Source organism: Streptomyces sp. NPDC059832 (genome assembly GCF_042731715.1).
Lineage (GTDB): Bacteria > Actinomycetota > Actinomycetes > Streptomycetales > Streptomycetaceae > Streptomyces.
The window spans coordinates 51,397-72,227 of sequence record NZ_JBHWIY010000038.1 but is presented as its reverse complement, the minus strand read 5'-3'; the positions used below and the strand labels follow the sequence as shown (position 1 = coordinate 72,227).

The 20,831-nt window shown below is 67.7% G+C and carries 19 protein-coding genes and 5 pseudogenes; 13 read left to right on the top strand and 11 right to left on the bottom strand.

Annotated features, from left to right (window positions below; genetic code table 11):
* Together ACFV8T_RS38865 and ACFV8T_RS38860 are read left to right on the top strand one after the other, a co-directional pair.
* A partial coding sequence (locus ACFV8T_RS38865; protein ID WP_385336784.1) for a zinc-binding dehydrogenase occupies positions 1-594 on the top strand: 594 nt, incomplete at its 5' end.
* Positions 595-651: 57 nt separating this feature from the next.
* A complete protein-coding gene (locus ACFV8T_RS38860; protein WP_385336781.1) occupies positions 652-978 on the top strand; it encodes an MmcQ/YjbR family DNA-binding protein in 327 nt (108 codons plus the stop codon).
* A 389-nt stretch (positions 979-1,367) separates the two neighbouring features.
* Here ACFV8T_RS38860 and ACFV8T_RS38855 read toward each other — a convergent pair whose 3' ends face one another.
* Positions 1,368-2,126 (bottom strand): TetR/AcrR family transcriptional regulator, encoded by a 759-nt coding sequence (locus ACFV8T_RS38855; protein WP_385336778.1) that lies wholly within the window; start codon positions 2,124-2,126, stop codon positions 1,368-1,370.
* A gap of 100 nt (positions 2,127-2,226) precedes the next feature.
* The gene (locus tag ACFV8T_RS38850) at positions 2,227-3,135 is read right to left on the bottom strand and encodes an aminoglycoside phosphotransferase family protein (RefSeq protein WP_385336775.1); all 909 of its coding nucleotides are present in this window, start codon (positions 3,133-3,135) and stop codon (positions 2,227-2,229) included.
* A 162-nt stretch (positions 3,136-3,297) separates the two neighbouring features.
* On the opposite strand from ACFV8T_RS38850, the pseudogene ACFV8T_RS38845 reads away from it, so the two are divergent.
* A pseudogene (locus tag ACFV8T_RS38845) lies at positions 3,298-4,016 on the top strand (IS6 family transposase).
* Between the two features lie 193 nt (positions 4,017-4,209).
* Here ACFV8T_RS38845 and ACFV8T_RS38840 read toward each other — a convergent pair.
* Both ACFV8T_RS38840 and ACFV8T_RS38835 read right to left on the bottom strand, forming a co-directional pair.
* Complete coding sequence (locus ACFV8T_RS38840; RefSeq protein WP_385336772.1) at positions 4,210-6,054, bottom strand: Ig-like domain repeat protein; 1,845 nt, start codon at positions 6,052-6,054, stop codon at positions 4,210-4,212.
* Between the two features lie 394 nt (positions 6,055-6,448).
* Entirely contained in the window at positions 6,449-7,027 is a 579-nt protein-coding gene (locus ACFV8T_RS38835) for a hypothetical protein (RefSeq protein ID WP_385336769.1), read from the bottom strand.
* A 311-nt stretch (positions 7,028-7,338) separates the two neighbouring features.
* On the opposite strand from ACFV8T_RS38835, the pseudogene ACFV8T_RS38830 reads away from it, so the two are divergent.
* A pseudogene (locus ACFV8T_RS38830) lies at positions 7,339-7,515 on the top strand (IS6 family transposase); the annotation flags it as partial.
* Positions 7,516-7,786: 271 nt separating this feature from the next.
* Positions 7,787-8,272 carry a hypothetical protein gene (locus tag ACFV8T_RS38825; protein ID WP_385336766.1) on the top strand — a complete coding sequence of 162 codons (486 nt, stop codon included), beginning with the start codon at positions 7,787-7,789 and terminating at the stop codon, positions 8,270-8,272.
* A 376-nt stretch (positions 8,273-8,648) separates the two neighbouring features.
* Here the strand turns inward: ACFV8T_RS38825 and ACFV8T_RS38820 are convergent, their stop codons facing one another.
* Complete coding sequence (locus tag ACFV8T_RS38820) at positions 8,649-9,302, bottom strand: DUF4232 domain-containing protein (protein WP_385336763.1); 654 nt, start codon at positions 9,300-9,302, stop codon at positions 8,649-8,651.
* Positions 9,303-9,528: 226 nt separating this feature from the next.
* On the opposite strand from ACFV8T_RS38820, the gene ACFV8T_RS38815 reads away from it, so the two are divergent.
* A complete protein-coding gene (locus tag ACFV8T_RS38815) occupies positions 9,529-9,801 on the top strand; it encodes a DUF6225 family protein (protein WP_385336760.1) in 273 nt (90 codons plus the stop codon).
* A gap of 38 nt (positions 9,802-9,839) precedes the next feature.
* On the opposite strand, the gene ACFV8T_RS38810 is transcribed toward ACFV8T_RS38815, so the two are convergent.
* The 4 genes and pseudogenes from ACFV8T_RS38810 to ACFV8T_RS38795 form a co-directional block, all read right to left on the bottom strand.
* The gene (locus ACFV8T_RS38810) at positions 9,840-9,986 is read right to left on the bottom strand and encodes a hypothetical protein (protein ID WP_385336757.1); all 147 of its coding nucleotides are present in this window, start codon (positions 9,984-9,986) and stop codon (positions 9,840-9,842) included.
* Positions 9,987-10,661: 675 nt separating this feature from the next.
* The gene (locus tag ACFV8T_RS38805; RefSeq protein WP_385336754.1) at positions 10,662-11,294 is read right to left on the bottom strand and encodes a DUF2461 family protein; all 633 of its coding nucleotides are present in this window, start codon (positions 11,292-11,294) and stop codon (positions 10,662-10,664) included.
* 224 nt (positions 11,295-11,518) lie between these two features.
* Positions 11,519-11,992: pseudogene (locus ACFV8T_RS38800) on the bottom strand (integrase core domain-containing protein); the annotation flags it as partial.
* 702 nt (positions 11,993-12,694) lie between these two features.
* Positions 12,695-13,762 (bottom strand): bile acid:sodium symporter family protein, encoded by a 1,068-nt coding sequence (locus ACFV8T_RS38795; RefSeq protein WP_385336751.1) that lies wholly within the window; start codon positions 13,760-13,762, stop codon positions 12,695-12,697.
* 475 nt (positions 13,763-14,237) lie between these two features.
* Between ACFV8T_RS38795 and ACFV8T_RS38790 the strand changes: the two genes are divergently transcribed.
* The 7 genes and pseudogenes from ACFV8T_RS38790 to ACFV8T_RS38760 all read left to right on the top strand — a co-directional run.
* Entirely contained in the window at positions 14,238-14,987 is a 750-nt protein-coding gene (locus tag ACFV8T_RS38790) for a relaxase domain-containing protein (RefSeq protein WP_385336749.1), read from the top strand.
* Positions 14,969-15,409 (top strand): relaxase domain-containing protein, encoded by a 441-nt coding sequence (locus ACFV8T_RS38785; protein WP_385336747.1) that lies wholly within the window; start codon positions 14,969-14,971, stop codon positions 15,407-15,409. Before ACFV8T_RS38790 ends, ACFV8T_RS38785 begins: the two co-directional genes overlap by 19 nt.
* A gap of 48 nt (positions 15,410-15,457) precedes the next feature.
* Positions 15,458-15,841, top strand: coding sequence for a hypothetical protein (locus ACFV8T_RS38780; protein ID WP_385336744.1), 384 nt, complete (start codon positions 15,458-15,460; stop codon positions 15,839-15,841).
* 98 nt (positions 15,842-15,939) lie between these two features.
* A pseudogene (locus ACFV8T_RS38775) lies at positions 15,940-16,392 on the top strand (AAA family ATPase); the annotation flags it as partial.
* 334 nt (positions 16,393-16,726) lie between these two features.
* The gene (locus tag ACFV8T_RS38770; protein ID WP_385336742.1) at positions 16,727-17,257 is read left to right on the top strand and encodes a hypothetical protein; all 531 of its coding nucleotides are present in this window, start codon (positions 16,727-16,729) and stop codon (positions 17,255-17,257) included.
* A 677-nt stretch (positions 17,258-17,934) separates the two neighbouring features.
* Positions 17,935-18,306 carry a hypothetical protein gene (locus tag ACFV8T_RS38765; RefSeq protein ID WP_385336740.1) on the top strand — a complete coding sequence of 124 codons (372 nt, stop codon included), beginning with the start codon at positions 17,935-17,937 and terminating at the stop codon, positions 18,304-18,306.
* A gap of 138 nt (positions 18,307-18,444) precedes the next feature.
* Positions 18,445-18,537, top strand: a pseudogene (locus ACFV8T_RS38760) (IS5/IS1182 family transposase); the annotation flags it as partial.
* 35 nt (positions 18,538-18,572) lie between these two features.
* Here the strand turns inward: ACFV8T_RS38760 and ACFV8T_RS38755 are convergent.
* Together ACFV8T_RS38755 and ACFV8T_RS38750 are read right to left on the bottom strand one after the other, a co-directional pair.
* On the bottom strand, positions 18,573-18,734 hold the full coding sequence (locus ACFV8T_RS38755) for a hypothetical protein (protein WP_385336737.1): 162 nt from the start codon (positions 18,732-18,734) through the stop codon (positions 18,573-18,575).
* Positions 18,719-19,987 carry a hypothetical protein gene (locus tag ACFV8T_RS38750; protein ID WP_385336734.1) on the bottom strand — a complete coding sequence of 423 codons (1,269 nt, stop codon included), beginning with the start codon at positions 19,985-19,987 and terminating at the stop codon, positions 18,719-18,721. The genes ACFV8T_RS38755 and ACFV8T_RS38750 overlap by 16 nt, the downstream gene beginning before the upstream one ends.
* Positions 19,988-20,831 lie beyond the last annotated feature (844 nt).

The following is a 20,831-nucleotide window of genomic DNA, read 5'->3' as shown; positions in this document are numbered from 1 at the left end:
GCACTGTACTTCGAGGGCCTTGCCATGTGGATCTACACCTTCCTGGACCATCAAGATCCATTGTCAGGTGTGTCCACACCACGGGGGTCACCTCAGTACCACAACGTGGGCCTGGTCAACGTCGTCCGCAGTGACCGCGGTGCCGCCGAGCTGCGCAAGCGGTTCCCGGACGTCCCAGTCGTGGCGACAGAGAATCCGGGCTGGGCCGACAAAGTCCGCAAGGCAGCCGGCGGCCGCCCGCTCAGTGTGGCCTTCGACCCTGTCGGCGGAGTGCTGACGGAAAGCCTTCTAGACCTGTTGGCGCCGGGCGGCAGGCTGGTCATTTACGGAGAACTCGCCGAGGAGCCGATCTCGGTGCATGCGTCGACGCTGCTCTACCAGTCGTTGACGGTGCGGGGCGCGAACCTGGGCCGGTGGCTGTTGGAGGCATCCGCCGAGAGGCGGGCATCGGACGCGGTCGCCGCGACGCTGATCGCGCTGGCGTTCAAGGACCAGTTCGACGTGGCCGCTACGTACGACCTCGGCGAGCTGGCCACCGCCGTGAAGCACGCGGTACAACCCGGCAAGGTCGGCACCGTCCTCATCCGCCCCTAGTAGCCGCTGTTACCAGGGCGGGAGTCCTATAACTTCAGTGATGGAAGCGAGATAGCCATGACCGTGGACGACGTCCGGGAGCTGGCGCTCTCTTTCGCCGGAGCAAGCGAGTCGCGTCCGTTCGCCCCAGACCGCGTGGTGTTCAGGGCAGCGGCGAACAATAAGGTGTTTGCCATCCTCAGTGGCCATGAGTTCCCGGACGACCAGGTGACAGTCAAGGCCGATCCGGGGCGGGTCACCGAGTTGCAGCACCGCTTCGAGGCAGTGCACCCGGCGTACAAGCTGAACAAGCAATACTGGGTCAACATTTCGTTGGCTGGCGATGTCCCGGACGAACTGATTCGGGAGCTGATAGAGAACAGCCACGACCTGGTCGCACCATGAGCCCCCGGGCGTCAAGGTGCACAAATCGCCGACGCTGCGCGGCAGGAGCATCGGCCACTGGATGTCAGACACCTCCCTCGGCAGGCAGCCATCCGACGTCGCCGCCGCGAAGGTGATCGCGATGGCGACCAAGGACCAGTTTGCCTAGCCGCCACCTACGGTCTCGGCGACCTGGCAGAGGCCGTGCAACACACGCAACGGCCCGGCAAGATCTGCACCGTCCTCATCCGCCCCGGGGTAGGCGCCCCTGTGCTGCTGCTGATCGTCCTGTTCGTAGGCGGCTTGCACGCAATGGCCAGGCGACGCCCGCGACGCCTGGCGGGGCAAGACCTTCACGGCGTGCGGCCCATGGCACTGAAAATCCAAGGGCCGTCCAGAATGGGACCGGGTCACGGCGCTGACCGGCCCTCCAGCCGAGCCGGCGCCGGCTCGGACGTGGAAACGCGGGGAAGAAGGGCCAAAGCCTGCTCGGCAGCCCCGATGACAACCTCCGCTGCGGCTCCCGCCCTGCCCAAGGCCTCCAGTCCCCGCAGCACAGCAAGGAGAAGGCTTGCGAGCCCGTCCGTGTCCGCTTCGGCATCCAGCGAGCCCTCCTCCTGGGCCCGGGCAAGGCAGTCCGACAGCTCGCTGTGCATTCCGCGGACAGTGGCAGCAGTCCGCTCGGCGACGGTCTTGTCGACGGCGCCGAGTTCCGTGGCGCTCCTGGCCATCATGCAGCCGCGCCGCTCCACGTCCCTGCTGATCGCTTCGGAGATGTCGCACATAAAGCGTTCCAGCTGCGGGAGGGCCGCTCCCGGGCCGCGCAGAGCCGAACGCCAGGCTCCGATCGCGTCACTGTTGTAGCTGTCCAGAGCCTGCAGGAACAGGGCGTGTTTGTCTCCGAAGGCCCCGTACAGGCTTCCGCGTCCCAAGCCTGTGACGGCGCTCAGATCATCGATAGAGGTTCGGTCGTACCCGTGGGACCAGAACTGGTCGCGAGCAGCCCGAACAACTTCCTCGTCGTCAAACTGCCGAGGCCGGGACATAAGAAAACTGTACGCCGCGTACGGGGCAATGCGCGGCGAAGGCAGGGGGTCCATCCAGTGCTGGGTGACGACTCTGCCGGACCGGGCGTACAGCACGACGGTCTCGTCGGTCCGGCGCAGCACAGTCCGGTGGCCGTCTTCTCCAGACTTCGGTGTGTCTCATGAGACATGAAGTGACCTGTTGGTGGGTGGCGTTGGGGAAGTACGCCGACGTCGGTCCGGGTTACGCGAAGCGTTCATAGTCGGCCAGGACCGCGTCGATCACGTCGAGATGGATGGCGACTCGCCCGTCTCTGGGATCGGAGCACTGGGTCAACGTCAGCAGGGACTTCCACAGCGCCCAGCCCCTGGCCCTGGCCCAGGTGGCGCCATCCTGGCCGACTGTGTGCCGGAATGCCTCGCGGCTTTCCTCGCGGAGCATCGTCCAGGCGATCACGAGATCGCAGGCGGGGTCGCCGATGCCCGAGGTGCCGAAGTCGATGACGGCCGACAGCCTGCCGTCGGTGACAAGCAGGTTGTTGCCACCGATGTCGCCGTGGAACCACACCGGCGATCCACGCCATTGGGCCTCGAGTGCCGCTTGCCAGGTCTCGGTGGCCCTCGCGGTGTCGATCCGGCCGCTCAGGGCGGTGATGCAGCGGCGCGTCTCGTCGTCGTAGTGGGCGGGTGACGCGCCGCGATACCCGCTGTGCGCCCCGGCGAGAGGACCGCCCTTGGAGTCACAGTACTGAAGGGCTCGGATGAACCCGGCGACACTGGTGGCGAACTGGGTCATGTCGTCGATGCGTTCGGGAGAAGCCGTCTCGCCGGGCAGCCAGCCGCGTACGGACCAGGGGTAGGGGTATCCCGCGCCGGGGGTTCCCTTGGCCAGGACGGTGGGGACGGCCACCGGCAGCGCGGGGGCCAGGCGAGGCAGCCAGTCGCATTCCTTGTCGACCGCAGGGGCGTAGCCGGCTGCGGTGGGCAGGCGGACCGTCATGTCGTCGCCGAGGCGGTAGGTGCGGTTGTCCCAGCCGTCCACCGGAACCGGGACCACGGGCAGACGGCTCCACTGAGGGAACTGGGCGGTGATCAACCGCTTCACCAGGGCGGCGTTGATTCCCGCGCGCCCGTCCGGCACAGCTGTAAGCACCCGCTGATCCTCACCGGTGAGGTCGTACCAGGCAAGTGATTAACGACGCGAGACACATCTGATGTCTGGAGAACCGTCATATTTGGGCTCGTAGGGGCACTGTCACGTTGACTGACCGGCCTGGGATGATCTCCTGGTTGGTCGTGCTGGGATGGGTCGTCCGTGGACAGCGCGCCGCCGTCGTACAAGGGGCACCGGTACCCGGTGGAGATCATCGCGCACTGCGTGTGGCTGTACTTCCGTTTCCCGCTGTCGTTCCGCGAGGTCGAGGAGCTGATGCTCGAGCGCGGCGTGCTCGTCTCCCACGAGACGGTCCGCCGCTGGTGTACGAAGTTCGGGCACGCCTACGCCAACGGCCTACGCCGCCGGCGTGTGCAGCCGGGCGACAAGTGACACCTGGACGAGGTCTTCCTCAGGATCAACGGTGAGCTGAAGTACCTGTGGCGGGCCGTCGACGCCGATGGCAACGTGCTCGACATTTTGGTCCAGAACCGGCGGGACACCGCTGCGGCCAGGCGGTTCTTCCGCAAACTGCTCAAGAAGACCTGCTCGGTGCCGAGGGTGATCGTCACCGACAGGCTCCGCTCCTACGGCGCGGCCCACCGCGAGGTCATGCCCTCCGAAGAACACCGCGCCCACAAGGGCCTGAACAACCGGGCCGAGAACAGTCATCAGCCGACGAGGCAGCGCGAACTCGCGATGAAGGGCTTCCGCAGTACCGGCGGGGCCAGCGGTTCCTGGCCGCGTTCAGCGGCATCTCACCGCACTTCCGACCACGCCGCCACCTGATGACCGCCACCGAATACCACACCGAGATGACCACCCGCTTCGCCATCTGGGACGAGATCACCGGCGCCACCGACCAGCCCATCGCAGCGTAAGCCAGGCCCCCACCCGACCCCTGCACACCCTGACGCGCCCTCAATCGATCAACACCGCACCAACGTGACAACGCTGGCCAGAGCCCTCGACCGAGCCCCGGCCAGCCTCCCAGATCATCGACTTGCACGGCTTTCTGACACGCTCTCCAGCCGCAGCAGACCATGTGACCCGGGGATTTCAGACCCTACGAGGTCAGCCCGGGAGGGGAATGAACACCAGGAGACCGCGGGCGGAGGCGGCCTCGTAGCAGGAAGTGCCGGCGAAGGTGGCGGTGGAGAAGGGGGTGGCTACGGCGTAGACGGGGACGACGGCGTTGGTTACGGTGGCGGTGCCGGTGACATCGGTGTCGGCGGTGCCGAGGGTGATCGGGCCGAAGAGCGTGGTGGCGGTGAAGGTCACCGGCTGACCGACCACCGGCGTGCCCGAGGTGGTCGTCAGGGTGGCGCTGAGGGCGGGGATGTAGAACTCCGGCAGCGGGGTGAACCGGAGCCGGATGGTGCCCGTCTGTGCGGTCAGCACTGTGGGGCTGGGGTTCACGGTGACGGAGGTGCTGGCGCTGGAGCCGGTGAAGCAGCTGTCACCGCCGTAGGCGGCGGTGAAGGTGCCGGTGGTCAGGGCGGTGGTGGTGAAGCAGGCCTGCCCCGAAGCGTTGACGGGGACCACCTGCGTCTGGCCGTTGGGGAGGGTGAAGGTGACCGTGCCGGTCGGCACCGAGGTGGTGGCTGTTCCTGGGGTGATGGTGGCGCATATGGTCACGCTCTGCCCGCAGAGGGAGGGGTTCGGCGTCACCGACAGCGTCGGCGTTGTGGAGTCCTGGCTCACGGTGACGGGGGTGGGGTTGCCGTTCACGGTCGCGGTGAACGTACCGACGATGTAGGCGTGGATGGTCTGCCCGCTCCCGGTGGCGTCCAGGGCGACGGTGACCGTGGGGCTGCCGTCCCCGAAGTTCACCACCGCCGTCCCGTTCGGAGTCCCGCCGGAGATGCTGAACGTCACCGTCTGCCCGCACACCGGCGCCGTCGGCGAGGTCATCACCGTCAACGGCGAAATCTCTGTCACGTTCGCCGAGTTGGCGTTGGTGACGTAGACGTTGCTGTTCTGCGCCGCCGCCACATAGAACGGGAACGCGCCGGCGGGGACGGTGGCCACGACGGTGTTCGTGACGCTGCTGATCACCGTCACGTTGTTCGAGTTGGAGTTGCCGACGTAGACGTTGCCGGTCGGCGCCACCGCGATCCCGAACGGGCCCGCGCCGGTGGGGACGGTGGCCACGACGGTGTTCGTGACGCTGTCGATCACCGTCACGTTGTTCGAGATGGTGTTGGTGACGTAGACGTTGCCGTTCGACGTCACCGCGAAAACCCCCGGGACGCTGCCGGCGGGGACGGTGGCCACGACGGTGTTCGTGGCACTGTCGATCACCGTCACGTTGTTCGAGAGCTGGTTGGCGATATAGACGTTGCCGTTCGGCGCCACCGCCGCCGCGCCCGGGAAACTGCCGCTGGGGAGGGTGGTCAGGACGGTGTTCGTGGCGCTGTCGATCACCGTCACGGTGTTGTCGTTCCGGTTGGCGACGTAGACGTTGCCGTTCGACGCCACCGCCACCGCGTCCGGGACCGCGCCGCAGGGGACGGTGGCCAGGACGGCGTTTGTGGCACTGTCGATCACCGTCACGTTGTTCGACGTGCTGTTGCCGACGTAGACGCTGCCGTTCAGCGCCACCGCCAGCGCGAACGGGCCCCCGCCGACGGCGACGGTGGTCAGGACGGTGTTCGTGGCACTGCCGATCACCGTCACGTTGTTCGAGCTCTGGTTGGTGACGTAGACGTTGCCGTTCGACGCCGCCACGATCATGGCCGGGTTCGAGCCGGCGGGGACGGTGGCCAGGACGGTGTTGGTGGTGCTGCTGATCACCGTCACGTTGTCCGAGTTGCTGTTGCCGACGTACACGTTGCCGTTCGGCGCCACCGCCACGGGGATCGGGCTCGTGCCCGCCGGGATCGTCACCGTGGAGAACTCCGCACTGAAGGGCAGCACCGCAAGCCCCCGTACAGCGGGCGCCTCGGATCCACCCGCCGGGCCAACCGGCCGAACCCCGCGAGCCACCAACGGAGTTGCCAACCAAATCGCACTCGATTCCATGACAAACCTCTCTCAGCTGAGAGGGCCACCCGGGAATTCCCACCGGGGCCCGCGTCGCACGGCGCCGATATACGCGAACCGGATCACCGCTTGGAAACCGGGACAGAGAGAGGACGCACCGACACGTACCACGCACGGGCGCACCATAGGGGTTGGTTCTCTCCCCCGGGAAGAGAGGTAGCCCACCGGAAAACGGTCACTACCATTAACCCGAAATAAGCAATACGACACTACGCCCTTGACTGCGTTTCACCCGAAAAGACCATTCCGCATATGAGATGACGAACTGTCATGCAATGTGGCCCGGAACGTGGAGCTGAGTACGTGGACGAAGCGAGGGATGGAGCAGCCGACCTGAAGGAGGGCGAACCTGACGGGCAGCCGGCTCGACGAGGACGGAGCGACGTTCATGAAGCCGGGTTGAGCAACTTCCAGTGACCATCGGAGAGACCTCGATGCCGCCGTCGATTACCTTGATGGCGGTCTGAGCCGCATCGCCACCGTTCACCGGCAGGGCGTCTGCCTTTCGCACCCAGGAGACCCAGCATTTCTCGTCGATGACGGGCAGTGCGGTGAGTTCCAGCACGCCCACCGACTTCCACCCCAACTCGTCCATGGGACTCGGGGGATTGTCCGCCGATGAAATGCCATGGCCCGCCCGGATCCCCGTATGGCCCCCGTATCCTGCGGTGGGGATGCGGAGGGCGCTGGCCTCGGCGACCGGCTTGCCAAGGAGATCGACCAACGCCGCCGGAATGCTTGCGTTCCTGAAGCCTATGTCAGTCAGGAGATCATCACGCCCCGAACTGATCACATGACGAAAGCAATTGAGCGGCGCCAACACAACCGATTGCGAAGTAGCCGTCACAGTTCGATGGTTGGCTTCGGAGACCCGGCGCACTTGCGATCCACGAAGTCGGCGGCGGCGAGTTCGGCCAGGAGAGCCCGACGGTCCGCACCGATGGCGGTCAGCACCCAGTCCACGCCCGGGTCGCGCGATACGAGGGCCGGCGCGAGACGCTCGGGCCGGTGTTGCCGCTCGCGGCGTGCGAGGGCCTGCCGAAGGGAGGCTTCGCAGGCCGCCCGCGCATCGATCCCGAGCGGTGGGTCAGGGCACTGTCACGTTGACTGACCGGCCTGGGATGATCTTCTGGTTGGTCGTGCTGGGAGGGGTCGTCCGTGGACAGCGCGCCGCCGTCGTACAAGGGGCACCGGTACCCGGTGGAGATCATCGCGCACTGCGTGTGGCTGTACTTCCGTTTCTCGCTGTCGTTCCGCGAGGTCGAGGAGCTGATGCTCGAGCGCGGCGTGCTCGTCTCCCACGAGACGGTCCGCCGCTGGTGTACGAAGTTCGGGCACGCCTACGCCAACGGCCCTAGGATGCCGAGGCGTGTTCGGCCAGCCAGTTCTCGATTCGCGTCCACGACTCACTGATCGGTGCTGTCATGGCACGGCATCCTGCCGCCTGGTGCTGACAACCTCCGGGAACACCCAGACTGTGGCCGTGCCCCTGTGACTGAGCGCGATAGCTGTCACTTGGGCGAGACATCTGTCACCAACCTCAGCTTCGCAAGGATCGGGCGGCTCGGAAGGTCCGGCCACGGAGCCGCGAAGCTACGCTTCGGCCATGCCGCTCCAGCACCGATCCGCAGACCACATTGACGAGCAGCTGTCGATCATCGACAGCTTGAGCTCTCGGCCCTTCCCTGACCAGGTGGGCCGACCTGGAGCGAGCGGCCAGTGGAGCGGGCCCGGCTTTCACCTGACAGTGCTCCGTGAGAGTCAGGACTTCTGGGAGGACCGAAGCACCGAGATCGTCGAGGCAGCCGAACGGGTGCTGGAAGCCGACCTTGCCGCGCTGTCCGCCATCCTCACGGCACGCTGGGGTGCCCCGGAAACGGTTGACCTGTGGCCCTATCTCGGGCTCGACGACCCCGACCCGAACCCCACGACCCGCGAGCCGCTCAGCTTCCTTCGCGGTGTCGCCGGCAGCATGCAGACGTGGCGGCTGCCGGACTCGGATCGATGGGTCGGCCTGGCCATCGGCCAAGCTGACCCGGAATGGCAGATCCAACTACTGGCGGGTATTGGTGACCCCTCCTCGCTCCAGTGAGGCTTTGTGCCACATCAGCTCGATGAGTGACACACGCCGCTGATGACAGAAGCTGTTGTCGTACCGAGAGGTTCGGCTGCCGATCGAACTTGGGTTCCCGGGTGGGTGATCGGCTTGTGGTCGGCGCATGACAGCAGGGCCTCCCGCACAGCTCATGGGTGTTGAAGTCCATTCGAGCGTGCGATCAGCCTCGGAAAGACAACACCTTCTCACTCCCACGAGGAGCTCGGCAGGCCGAAACGTGACAGGGAACGTTGAGCTACTTACGGATCTCGAACACCTTCTCCAGCGCATGACGTAGACGGAGGGCCTGACTGAGGTTCCCCCGCTGGGCGGGAGCAGGCCCGCCGCCAGGAGCAGCCCGCGGGCACCACCCCTAGTTGGTCGTGTGCGTGGGGTAGACCTGAACGTCGGTGTAGGCGCCCTTGATGTCCCCCGCGCCCGCGGGCCACTTCAGGCTCACGGTGTGGGTCTCGTTCGGGGGCGTCACCAGGATGTTGGTCGGGGACGCGAGGCTGTCGCCGGTGTTGTCGATGTCGTAGGCGAGGTTGAAGACAGCGGCGTCACCGGGCTTCAGGGTGGTGATACGCGGCTGGGCGTGGCCGCGCTCGATGGGGTTCGAGGTGTTGTCGGCGTCCTTGATGTCGACGCCGGCGAAGCCGGTTGCCGAGCAGGTGGTCGAACCCCGGTTGATCATGGTGATGTCGATCCTGCCGGAGTCCTCGTCGGGCGCGGCGTCCGTGGCGTCGATGGCCAGGTCCTGCGTCTTGCAGAACGTGACCTTGCCGCCGGTCGTCGTCGCGCCGTTCGCGGCTGCCCCTGCCCCGGTGTCCTCACCGGAGCCCGACTTCGCGTTGATGGCCTCCGAGCCGCCCTGCGACTTCGAGCCACCGTCCGAGGACGAAGAAGACGAGGACGAGGAGCCCTTGGAGGACGAGTCCTTCCCGGAGCCTTCGCTGCCACAGGCGGTGAGCGAGAGGGTGGCGGCGACGCCGATGGCGGCGAGAGCAGTGATGCGGGTGTACTTCATGGTGTTCCCCCAGGAGTAGCGCGGTGCATGCGGTCGGAAGTATTTGTATCCCGCACCGAGTCACAGGCGGTCCTCCACGACGTCTTCGTTCCGTCACAGGCGTATCGACCTCACGGCCCGCCAAGACATCGCCGTACGGTCACCAGCCTGGCCCGAGTTCGACCTCTGGCCCCGGTCGTAGCCGTGTCTCCACCGGCAACGCGGTCCGATCCGGCACTCTGTGCCCATGACCGACGTCTTCGAGCACACCCCGCAGGTCTGGAATGCCGCGCAGCTTCGCGACGCACTCAAGGACCTGCCCGATGACGCGCCCATCCACATCGGCGTGGCAGACGACCCCGGCGACTTCGACGGATACCGGGACTTCGTCCTCGTGGACGCGCATCAGGTGGAGAACTGGTGGCCGGCCACCTCCACTACGCCGGAACGTACCGAGACAGCACAGGAACTGACGCTGTTCGCCGACTGGGAACCGGGCGCCTACGACCACCTGGACTGAACCGGTACCCGCCGCGGCGCCTCGCCCGGGGTACGGGGTCAGGTGGGGTTCAGCGGAGTGATGCCGGTACCCGCGTACAGCCCGGGTTCCAGCGACAGGACCGTGAGCGGCTCCCCCGCCTTCACCGCGTGCCAGGCGATTGCAGCCGCGTGCGCCACCGGCCAGTCCACGGCTCTCCAGTCCATCGCATCCACCGCGTGCCCGGCGGTGAACGGAACGCTCTCCGCGAACCGCAGGGACGCCGCGTGCCGGCCCGCGCCCGTGACCTGCCGCTCCGCGGCAAGGGCTGACCAGTGGGTTTGACGAATGCGACCCGGCCCCGGTCTCAGTGGTCCCGCCTGACCGATGCCTTCCACGGACGGGACACCGCAGCGCCGGCTGCACCCCCACCGTCTGTCCGGACGGGGTGGGTGGTGGACCCGGACACGGAGGACTGGAGCTACCAGCCAACCTCAACGCCTGCAGGGTTCCAGAGCATCTACGTCCGTCAGCCGGACGGGTACGACTTCGCCCGCCTGACCTGGCAAGTCTGCGATGAGTACCGTATCGGCCTTATCGCGAAAATCCGGGTCACCGGCCCGTGGCAACGCCACGGGTACGGCTCCCGCATGGTGCGCCTGGCCCTGCGAGACTGTGACGGGTACCGCTGGACCACCACGCCGCAATCAGTGCTCGCCCGCGCGTTCTCCCCGCGGTCACCGCTGCGACGGGGGTGGACTTCCCCGCCCAGACACATCTCTGCGAGCACATGCGGGCGAGGGAGCCCAGACACTTCGAGAACTCTCGGCCTCTCGCCCCGCCGCCTCGCTGACGGCGGCACAGATGTGGTTCCTCCCGTGCCGCGCGGTGCCCTCGTGATGTCAGGCGGCGCGCTTCACGTGGCAGACCAGCCACATCAGCAGGGCATCCAGGTCGGCGGCGGCCGAGAGGACCCGGTCGACCGCCTCGGGGGTGTGCAGCCACTCCTCGCAGCCGAGCGTACGGGCTGCGATCAGCGAACGATGGCGCAGCAGGTTCGTACGGGAGTGGTCCGCCGGATAGCCACGCGGGGGGCGTTTCATCACGTCCCCGGAGATGTCGTAGCCCTTCTCCCGCACATCCTCGACGATGGCGGACAGCTCGCGGCCGCTCCCCTCGGAGGCCACGGCTTTGCGGAACATGTCCACCTGGCCGGGATCGGGGTACCACCAGGCGCCCTGGATCCGCAGACCATCCAGGGCGAACCGGAGACCGATCTCAATCTTGCGGCCGAGCCGGATCACCGCGCCCTGGTGCTGCCACCACCAGGAGTCGGTGCGGTAATGCCAGACGGAGAAGTCCTCGTACCGGGGGTCGGTGTCCGCGACCTCGTTGAGCAGGGCGATCATCGGCTGCCGAACCAGGCGTTCGCGGTCCGCGCGGTAGCGCTCGCGGGTCGCGTGGGTCGGTTCGCCCTGGAGCTGCCACAACACGTCCATGGCCTGCTCCGGCCAGCCGGAGAACTGTCCGCGCATGCGCGCAGGATAGCTCACCCATGATCCGCGCGCAGAAAATGAGACGGGCAGGGATGCGTAACCCCAGACAACGTGGGAGGTGTCGCGGCGGGGCTCGCCGGCCAGTTCGATGTGCCGTGCGCGGTGGGCGACTTCGCCGAGAAGCACGGCGAGTGCAGCCGATATGAATCGGGCGGTGAGATTGTGCAGCCGAACTTGAGATCCCACAGGCGTACAGGGGTGCTCTAGGGGTACTGACCCGTGAGGTTGGGGACGCGGCTGGGGGGTGGTTGGCCCTTGAGCGCGGTGTGTCCGCGGTGGTGATTGTAGGTGTGCAGCCAGGCCGGATAGGCGGCACGTCTGTCGGCCTCGGTCCGGTAGGGCTGTGCGTAGGCCCATTCGTCCAGGAGGGTGCGATTGAACCTCTCGACCTTCCCGTTGGTCTGGGGCCGGCAGGGGCGAGTTCGCTTGTGTGAAATGCCCTGAGCGGTGAGGGAGTTGCGCCACAGGTGACTCTTGTAGCAGGAGCCGTTGTCGGTCAGGACGCGTTCGACGGTGATCCCGGCCTGGGTGAGGAAGGCGTGGGCCCGCTGCCAGAAGGCGACGGCGGTCTCTTTCTTCTCGTCGGCGAGGATCTCGCTGTGAGCGAGGCGGGAGTGGTCGTCGACGGCGTTGTGGAGGTGGCTGTAGCCGGTGCCGGAGCGGGCCTTGCGGCCCGCCTCGCACGACAGGTTCGGCTACGCCCGTGAGCCAGACGGGACCGCGTACGTCTGGCACATCCCGGATGGGATCCGTTGGGACATTCCCGTCTGACTGCTGAACGCTCCGATGACCGGTGCCGTACGCGCACGAGCGGCGGTACTGATCTCCCGCTCGTGGCGGCATCGCGTCGGCCAGCCACGAGTGGGCCTCTTTTCCGGGTCTGCGGGGGTGGTGCCGGCAATGCTTTCGCTGGACGGCCACGCAGCTGAAGTCGGTGTGGTTGGTGGAAGCCGCACTGCCGAATTGGGCAGTGTTGAGGCGGTGCGGGGCGTTCTTAGGTTGTGGGCGTGCGAGATCTGGCTTTGCGTCGGTGGGGCGTGCGAAAGGAGAGAAGTGACGTGGCGCCAATGAAACGCATTCAAGAGGGCTGCGACTCGTGGCTACCCTTGGGCGGTGGTGCCTAGGGCTTGTGCTGTGCTTCCGTTTGCAGTGAAAGTTTGGCATGAAAGATCGATTTTGGGCTTAATGTCGGATAATTTGAAACTGGTTCAAAAGCGTCCCAGCTGAGGGAAGAACAGCAGGTCAGGGAGTTCGCTCCCCGCGCTCGCGGGGGTGTTCACCAGCGCCCTATTCGGAACGAGCCAGTCAGAGGCTGCATTGCTCAGCGGTCGTGACCGGCGAGGTGAAGGGTCGGGCTGAGCGGCCGGAGCGCGAGGTAGTCAGCCCAACCTTGCACAGTCGGCGGCCACGCCCCTTTTTTCGGGACGAGGTGGCTTTGCCGCCACTCCTGCGACGATCTTCTGCAGCAGGCTGTAGGAGAGGATCGGCAGCAGCACCGCGGTGCGGTGGGGAAACCAGCAGGCGGCCAGCACGGCCGCCGCGCTGCTGTTGTTCATACCGGTGGCGAACGTGAGGGAGACCCCATCCGGCTGGTCACAGTGCGTCCAGCGGGACATCCATCGTCCACAGCAGAAGGCCAGGCAGCACACCGCGCCGGACAGGCCGAGCGCCAGCATCAGCAAGTCCAGGTCCGGGTGGGCGAGGGCCTGTCCGAGCGCGCCAGCCGCGTTGATGTAACAGAGCAACAGGATGTTCACCAGGTTGACGGACTTGACCACGGGCAGGACTCGGGGGATGCGGTCCTCGCCGAGCGCGACCCGTACGACGACTCCGGCGAGGCACGGCAGCACCACCGACACCAGCGCGAAGACCCCGGCTCCTGTCCGGGCGATGATGTCGACCGTAGTTGTGTCGTCCAGTGCGCCGGCACCGTCGGGACCGACCAGTTGGCCGGCCAGGTGCATCCCGAGGGGTACCGTGAGCGGGCTGAGCAGCGTGGATCCCATCACCATGGCAACGACCAACGGGACGTTGGCGCCCGCGTTCTGCCCCCAGGAAGCGGCGCCGCCCGCGATCGGCATCGCCAGCACCAGCATCAGCCCGACCACCAGCCCCTCCGCCTCCGCCGGATCGGGCCAGGCACGCAGGCCAAGAGCGACGACCGGGAGCACGAGCAACGGGAGCAGGGCATTGGCCGCGATGCCGAGCACCAGCCGCACCGGCCGGGACACCACCCCGCGCAGATCGGCGACGCGCACCCCCAGGCCGGCGTTGAACAGCATCAACGCCAACAACACCATCGACACCGTCAGAGCGCTCGCGCCCACAGGGATCGGCAGCGTCAGCCCGCGCAGCCACTCGCCGGGTGCCGGGAACACGCCGGCCAACACGTAGCAGGCCAGCATCAGCCCCAGCAGCCACCGCTGCACAGCATTCACCACAGCCATCACGCAATGGATCCTACGCGTTACATAGCGCTACATCGCCGCCGACCGCCACCGGCCCGGCAGGTTCCGTTGCCGGCGGTACGACGCGAAGGCGCGTACCGGGAGGGCGTGCTCGAACGGCATGGCCCACACATCCGCCAGCGGCCGCCGAAACCCCGACCCGCTCGGGTCGACATACCCGACCTCGAACCCCTCCACCGGCGGGCCGGAAACACCGCCCGACGCCACACCTGACGCATGACTCACTGCCAGCTAACCCCGCCCCTCGATGCAGGGTCACGCTGACCTGTGCAAGATCACGTGCAGCCTAGAGCTGACCTGTGCAAGGTCGACCAGTACCGGACAACCCCCACGACCCCCACGCCCCCCCCACTACCAGGGTTTCCATTGCCGAAAATGGAAAGTACTTCAGGTTTCATCGAGAAATGATCATGGTTCGCTGAGCGGACGAATCGTCAGGGAAAGGGTCCGGCCAGTGGGATGGGCGACCCCGATCGTGGCTCCCGAGCAGGTCGAGTACCGGCTCGCGGAAGACTGCGGCTGTGACCAGTCGTCGGATGCCGAGGTCGAGTACCGGCTCGCGGCCACGAGTGACCTGCGGTGGATCGGGAGCGGGCTGACGGAGCTGGGCCTGGTCGCGGGAGAACCTGTTGATCCCGATGCCGCGCGGGCGCTGATGGACGGCCGGGACTGGCGTACCGGTGAGCAGTTGGTGAAGCGCAAGCGGGAGCTGGACCCGCGTGGAAAGGTGACCGCGCGCGTTGTGGTCGACGCCATCACCGGGCTCGCCGCCGCCGACGGGATGACTGCTGCGCAGTACCTCGGCAACGAGGCGCTGGCGAGCCGGTTCGCACGTGCCGAGCGCGGGATCGTCCGCGACGGGGAGGCGCACCTGCTGCCGGTCGGCGATGCCGGGCGACTGGCAGCAGGTGCCGGGCTGTCGGTCGAGCAGCTCTACGGTGGCGACGTGATCGCGGAGGCGAACCGGTGGCGCAACCATCGCGTCGATGTCGGACTGCGCGGAGTCGACCTCTCTCTCGATCTTCCGAAATCCATCAGCACCGCGTACGCGCTCGCCGGTGAGGAACTGGCCGCGGCGATCGAGGGTGAGTGGATGGCCTCGGTCACCGAAGCGGTCGGGGCTCTTGAGGAGTGGACGGCGTATGGCATGGCCGGTCACCGCGGTGCGGGCAGCGCGCGGAGCGGGTGGCCACCTCCGGGCTGATCGGCTGGACGACGCTCCACCGCTCCGCCCGACCGGTCGATGCGTCCCCCGGTGACCCGCATCTGCACGTTCACGTCAACATTGCGCACATGGCGCGCTGCGAGGACGGGAAGTGGCGCACCATCGCAGCCGGGGCGGAGGACCTGCTCCGGCATGTGCACCTGATCAACGAGATTGCCGAGGCCCGGCTGCGCGCCCGGCTGATCGAGCGTCACGGTGCGCGGTTCGCCCGGAGCGAGAGCACAGGGGCGTGGGAACTCGTAGGTGTCGACGGGGACCTGCGCAGTGCCTTCTCACGTCGCCGGCAGCAAGTTCTCGACCTCGTTGGGAGGGACGCCGGCCGTGATCGGATGAGGGCCGCCGCGAGACGTACGGCTCAGTCCAAGGACGAGGCGGCGGCAGAGGCGCCGCGCCACAACTGACGGACGCGCGCCGCGGCGGTGCTGGGCGGCGAGGCTGCCGTTGACGCGATGGTCGCGGCCGCGCTTGCCGGGCCGGACGGGCCCGCACCGTCGTGGCCCGGTGGTGACTGGCCGCTGATGCCGGGTCCGCAGGAGATCGCCTCGCAGATCTGGGATCCCGCACACGGGCTGACCGCAGCCCTGAAGGCTGTCACCCACACCCACGTCATGGCCGCCGTCACACGGACGTTGCCCTACCTGCTGAGCAAGAACCAGCAGGTCGCGCTGACCGACGAGACCCTGTCCGTCGACGGGCATGCCGTACGTCTCGCGGACTCCAACCGGCACCACCGCACACACCGTCAGCGCTACACGCACAGCGGCGTCGTCGCCGCCGAGCAGACCATCGTCGAGTGCACGACGGCCGGTCTGGGCGCGGCCTGGCGCAGCTGACGCCCGAGGCCGCCGAGCCGGCGATCGCCACCGTCGAAGTCGCCCAGTCCACGTCCGGCCGCGCCTTCCGGTTCTCCCCCCAGCAGCGCGCCGTCGTGATGCGTCTGCTCACCGCCGGGCACGGGACCGATGCCGTGATCGGCGTCGCGGGTGCGGGCAAGACCACCTTGATGAGTGCCGCCAGGGCCGGGTGGGAGGCCGCCGGCCTGACCGTTGCCGGAGCCAGCACGGCGGCCGTGGCGGCCGCCAACCTTGCCGCCGAGGCAGGCATCGAGTCCCGGACGATCGCCGCCTGGACGCGTGAGATCAGCGGCGGCCGCGGTCTCGACGGCGTTGGCGTCATGGTCATCGACGAGGCAGCCATGGTCGACGACCGCGCCCTCGCCACGTTGCTCCGCCATGCCGCCCGGACCGGCACGAAGATCGCCGGTGTCGGCGATCCGTTGCAGCTGCGCGCCGTCGGCATCGGCGGCGGCTTCGCCCGGATCCACCGGCTCGTCGACGGGCTGCAACTGACGGAGAACCGGCGCCAGCGCGACGTCGTCGAGAGAGCGGCGCTGCAGGACTGGCGCGACGGAGGCCGTACGACAGTGGCAGCAGCTGCAGACCGTCCGCGGCGCCGCTGCCCATCTGTGGGACGTCATCAAGGAGAAGGCCGGCCCGTACTTCGAGCAGCTGGCCGACGACGTACGCGTCCAGGGGTTCTGGCGGACCGTCTCCGCCCGCTCCTGCGAGACCATCGCCCACTGGGCGCAGGCCGGGGCCGACCGGCTGCGCAACGGTGCCACACGCCCGGACCTGCCGACCGCCGAGGCGCTGCTCAAGCTCTCCGGCACGGCCCTGGCCTACAGCAGTTCACTCCGCGAGCGCCCCGATGCCGACACCGTGGCCGCCGCCCAGAACCAGAACCTCACAGAGATCCGCCGACTGCACAGCACCCTGCGCTCCAACGCCCCACTCCCGTACGCCACGAGGGACGACGCCGTGGAGGCCTCCCGCGAGATCGCCCGCGCCTTCCAGGCCTGGGCGGGCACCGACATGGGCAAGGAACTGGCCTCCTCCACGCACCGCCGGGTAGCGGAGCTCCGCGAGGCCTGGCAGCAGCTGCCACCCTCGGATCTGCCCGCCGGTCCAGGACCGGCGGCCGGCCCCTACAGCGCGGTTGCCGAACACGCACGGGGAATCGTGGCCCAGGCCCAGGCCCAGCCGGGCCGCTTCACGCCCTCCGACCTGGCCGCCCTGCAGACGGTGGCCGATCTCGCCGAACACCACGGCGGCCGGCTCGCGGCCACCCTCCCACCGGGCCTCACCGGCCCCGCCACCCAGACCGCAGCAGTCAAGCAGCGTGCACCGAGCCCCGCGGCGGCGACCCCGGGACCGGCGGTCCGCCCAGGGACGCCTCGTGTATCGGCCTGAGCCCGTGTTTTCAGTGCAGCACACACCGCTGCAGGAGACACCGGACGTCCTGCGGGCCGCCGGGCCGGCAACGGACAAACGGCGATGCGAGGGCGGTGATGTGAGGCAAGTCGACTGGTCATGTCTGTGCACAACCTATGCAACTTCTGCGTTTTCTTAGCGCACTTATCGGACTGTCGGAGCAAGACTTGAGCTTGCGGAGGCGTCGGCCATCAAGGCGACGGGCGCAGGGCGATGGAGAAGGGCTCTGGAGTGCCGAAGCGGATGGCCGCGTGCTTCAAGGCCAGCGCACCGCGCGTCACCCACTGCGACACCTGCGGGCCTCGTCGGCGCTGCCGTCGGTGGTGGCGGTCACGACCGGGGCGGGGTAAGGCGGAGCGGGTTGCTACCTGCAGTGTCGCCGTTGGCCGGCAGGCATACCGGTGACCATCCGGGGACTGCTGCGGTCACACCTGCAAAGCGAGGAAGCGGCCGCCCGGTTCGCCGCGGAGGTGTCCTGGGGGATCGGTCGGCCGTATGCGAGCAGGAGGAGGTCCTGTGCGGCGCTGGACAGAGGTGTTCGGGTTCTGAACGACCAGTCGAGGTCGTCGGCGCGGAGTTCGATGCCACTGAGCCTTTTCCAACCTCAGTCTGACGATGCCGGGCCGAGCGTCGGAGCCGGGTGATAGACACCTGCCATGGCGCAGTTCTTGGTACTGGTTGACGGTGAGGCGGGCGGATGGCGGGTCGACCGCGAGGCGCTAACTGCGGCGATCCGGGCTCGGTGGTCGGATGTCGAGGTCGACTCGACGCACCGAGGCGAGGTGCGAAGCAGCTGCTGGTACTTCGAGACGAAGAGCGGTCCGGGCGAGGCATATCTGCATCAGGATGGGACCTGCCTGTACCTGGACGTCTGGCACGAGGATGCTGCGTGGTTGGCGGTCGTCTTCCGCAGGCTCGCTCCGGCGGACCTCGATCTGATCTTCTGCGACGAGGGCTACAACTTCAACGTCCGGCTCAGGCCCGAGGCCACTGACGCCGAGCTGATTGCACTGATGAACGGTGCCTGACTCGGCGCAGCACTTGCAACTCGGAACGTCGAAGTCTTTCAAACCGGCAGCCAAGATGCCCAGTTGAGCTGACAGTGTGGTGAAGCCCCTGATAGATGGGTTTTCGACCAAGAGAACCGTCTCCACCAGGGGCTTCGCATGCTTGTCTACCCGTCCGGGATCGACGTGACCAGTTCCGCCCTGCGCTTCCTCTCCGATCGTCTGAGCGCGGGCCGTCAGGCCCTGCTGGCCTCGTTCAGGCCGTCCTCACCTTGCACCTGACCTGCTCAAACTGAGGTTGGAAAAGGCTCACTCAGGTCGGCTCCGAAGAACTTGAGGGTCCTGGCGTCGGCGCTCTCCAGGAGGACGCGTACGCGGTCTTCGGGAACCCTGCGGTCGAGGCCGAGCGCGACCGTGATGTCCGGGCCGTGGATCATGTCGCGGCCCATGGCCGTCTCGATCCCGCCGACCGGCGGCCGCCAGGGGTGGTCCGCATTGTCACGGAACAATGAGGCGAGCTCCGAGGTTCTGTCTCCGGATTATGTCCGCCCCAAAGCACAGGAAGAAGAAGTTCGCTCACCAGCGGGTGCCGCGCGGCCGTCGGACAGGCGGCTGCACGCGCTGTGCCTCGACCCGTCTCTGACGGGCCGTGGGGCCGTTCTCCTGCCGCTGCCGTGCCCATCCCTGCTGGTCGGGCGAGGAGGCGGTGCGCGCCGACGTCCAGCAGTGCGCGCGGAACATTGGTACGTGCGTGCTTCGCGAGGTTCAGCAGGGCGCCGGCCGCGGCCTGTTCGGCTGTCATCACCTGCGTGTACGCGCCGATCAGGTTCTCGACCTGCCGCGGGTGCACGGAGTGGAAGCGCATCTCTCCCGGCAGCCGCTGCGGACGGTGGTCGACGGAGTCGGTGACCAGAGCGCCCTGGGCCCGGCGCACGGCCAGAGGGGCGGCCATGGCGAGCTGCCACCCCGATGCCGGCAGACGGTACAGCGCTGCCGCCAGCCGGCCTTCTCCCCCGGCGTCGGCGAGAATCGCGGTACGGGGCCGGGGCTCACCGGGCCGCTCCTCCGGCTTCCAGTGGGCACCGAACAGCAACTGCCCCACCCGTACGGCCACCGCGTGGGAGACGACCGCGCCGGGGTGCGGTGAGACCTGGGGCAGCCGGACCACCTTGCCCTGGCGGACGATCTCGTAGCTGGGAGGAGGAAGCCGGGGATGGGCCCGGGGGTCCGCGAGGTCGACCACCCGGTGCCACGCCGCTGCGGCCTGCTGCCACGCCTGCGCCGAGCCCCGTAATGCGCCTGCGGTCTCCTTCAAGGCCGAGGCGACAGCCACGTCCTCGTGGCCCTCGGCGATCCGCAGCAGCACTCTTCCCGACAGCAGCCGCGCCATCGCGGTCCACCGGGACATCTGCTGCAGGTCCGAGCCGCTCAGCCGGTGGCCGGACCGGTCGTGCAGGGTCTCAAAGGCCACCCGCCCCAGCCGCTCGCAGTCCTCGCCGAGGCGTGTGGTCACTTCCCGGGTCGGGTCCGACGGGGATACCTGGACCGGCTCGGCCGGCAGAGCGAGGGGGAAGGTGGCGATGCCCTCGTCGGCGTCCCAGGTGCCCGTCCGTCTGAAGACGCTGCCCTGGTCGAGACAGCCGCGCGCTTCGGCGAAGGCAGCCTCGACACACCGGATCCCGGACCCCTGAGGACAGTGCATGGGCTCGGCAACACCGGTCTTGCGGAACGAGTTCGTCTCGCTCGTTGCGGGCGGCGTCTTCGGCGGCGAAGTCGGCGGCGGGGCCCAGGTGACGCTCTCTGAAAGTTGTACCAGGGGAACATGACGAAGCCCTTCCCTGGCGGAGGGAAGGGCTTCGTGAATGAGCGCTGGGCAGGCCTTGCACCTGCATTTCCCCACGGGAAGCGGGGCGTCTTTCCTTGGACCACCAACGCAGTGCCAGTCACCGCGAGTTGCGGCGAACTTTCAAGATCAACTATAACGCATGCGATCTTGATGAGGTACAGCACCGGCGGGGAACGGCGATGCCCCGGCTCCGGGGCGGGCATCACGACCAGCCGGCCACTGCCGGGCTCCGGCGTCGGGGATCGATCAGGCAGCGGTTAGGTACTGTCCGGCGGATCATGTGATTACTAGGATCAGGGGTGTCCGTTTCCTGTTGGTCGGTGCCGGGGGACTGGGTGGATGCGGCAGTGATGAGCGGTGTGGATCCGGTGCTTCCCGCAGCGGACGGCGAACGGGGGGCCTGTGGCGAGTCGACGGCTGCATGGGTGTCTCGGGGTGGCGGTGGCTCTGCTTCTCGCGGTATCCGCTGCGATGCTTCTGGGCAGGTCGTGGACCGCCTGTGACGTGGGAGTGAACAACGCGGCCAACAGCGGCTTCCTGCTTTGGCTGTTCATCCCGGGCCTCTGGACGGTCCTGCTGCTGGTCTGGGTTGGGGTGGGCGCCCTTCTTGGGAACCGTCCCCTTCTCCATGCCATTGCCCTCGCGGTGACACTCCTCGGTGTTGTCTGGTGTGTCATCTCGATCTTCTGGGAGGGCACCG

Coding starts and splice junctions, on each gene's coding strand:
- ACFV8T_RS38860 (WP_385336781.1), top strand. CDS start 652: ATGACCGTGGACGACGTCCGGGAGCTGGCGCTCTCTTTCGCCGGAGCA.
- ACFV8T_RS38825 (WP_385336766.1), top strand. CDS start 7,787: ATGCCGCTCCAGCACCGATCCGCAGACCACATTGACGAGCAGCTGTCG.
- ACFV8T_RS38820 (WP_385336763.1), bottom strand. CDS start 9,302: ATGAAGTACACCCGCATCACTGCTCTCGCCGCCATCGGCGTCGCCGCC.
- ACFV8T_RS38815 (WP_385336760.1), top strand. CDS start 9,529: ATGACCGACGTCTTCGAGCACACCCCGCAGGTCTGGAATGCCGCGCAG.
- ACFV8T_RS38810 (WP_385336757.1), bottom strand. CDS start 9,986: ATGGACTGGAGAGCCGTGGACTGGCCGGTGGCGCACGCGGCTGCAATC.
- ACFV8T_RS38805 (WP_385336754.1), bottom strand. CDS start 11,294: ATGCGCGGACAGTTCTCCGGCTGGCCGGAGCAGGCCATGGACGTGTTG.
- ACFV8T_RS38795 (WP_385336751.1), bottom strand. CDS start 13,762: ATGGCTGTGGTGAATGCTGTGCAGCGGTGGCTGCTGGGGCTGATGCTG.
- ACFV8T_RS38780 (WP_385336744.1), top strand. CDS start 15,458: ATGGTCGCGGCCGCGCTTGCCGGGCCGGACGGGCCCGCACCGTCGTGG.
- ACFV8T_RS38765 (WP_385336740.1), top strand. CDS start 17,935: ATGGCGCAGTTCTTGGTACTGGTTGACGGTGAGGCGGGCGGATGGCGG.
- ACFV8T_RS38755 (WP_385336737.1), bottom strand. CDS start 18,734: ATGGGCCGCGACATGATCCACGGCCCGGACATCACGGTCGCGCTCGGC.
- ACFV8T_RS38750 (WP_385336734.1), bottom strand. CDS start 19,987: ATGCACTGTCCTCAGGGGTCCGGGATCCGGTGTGTCGAGGCTGCCTTC.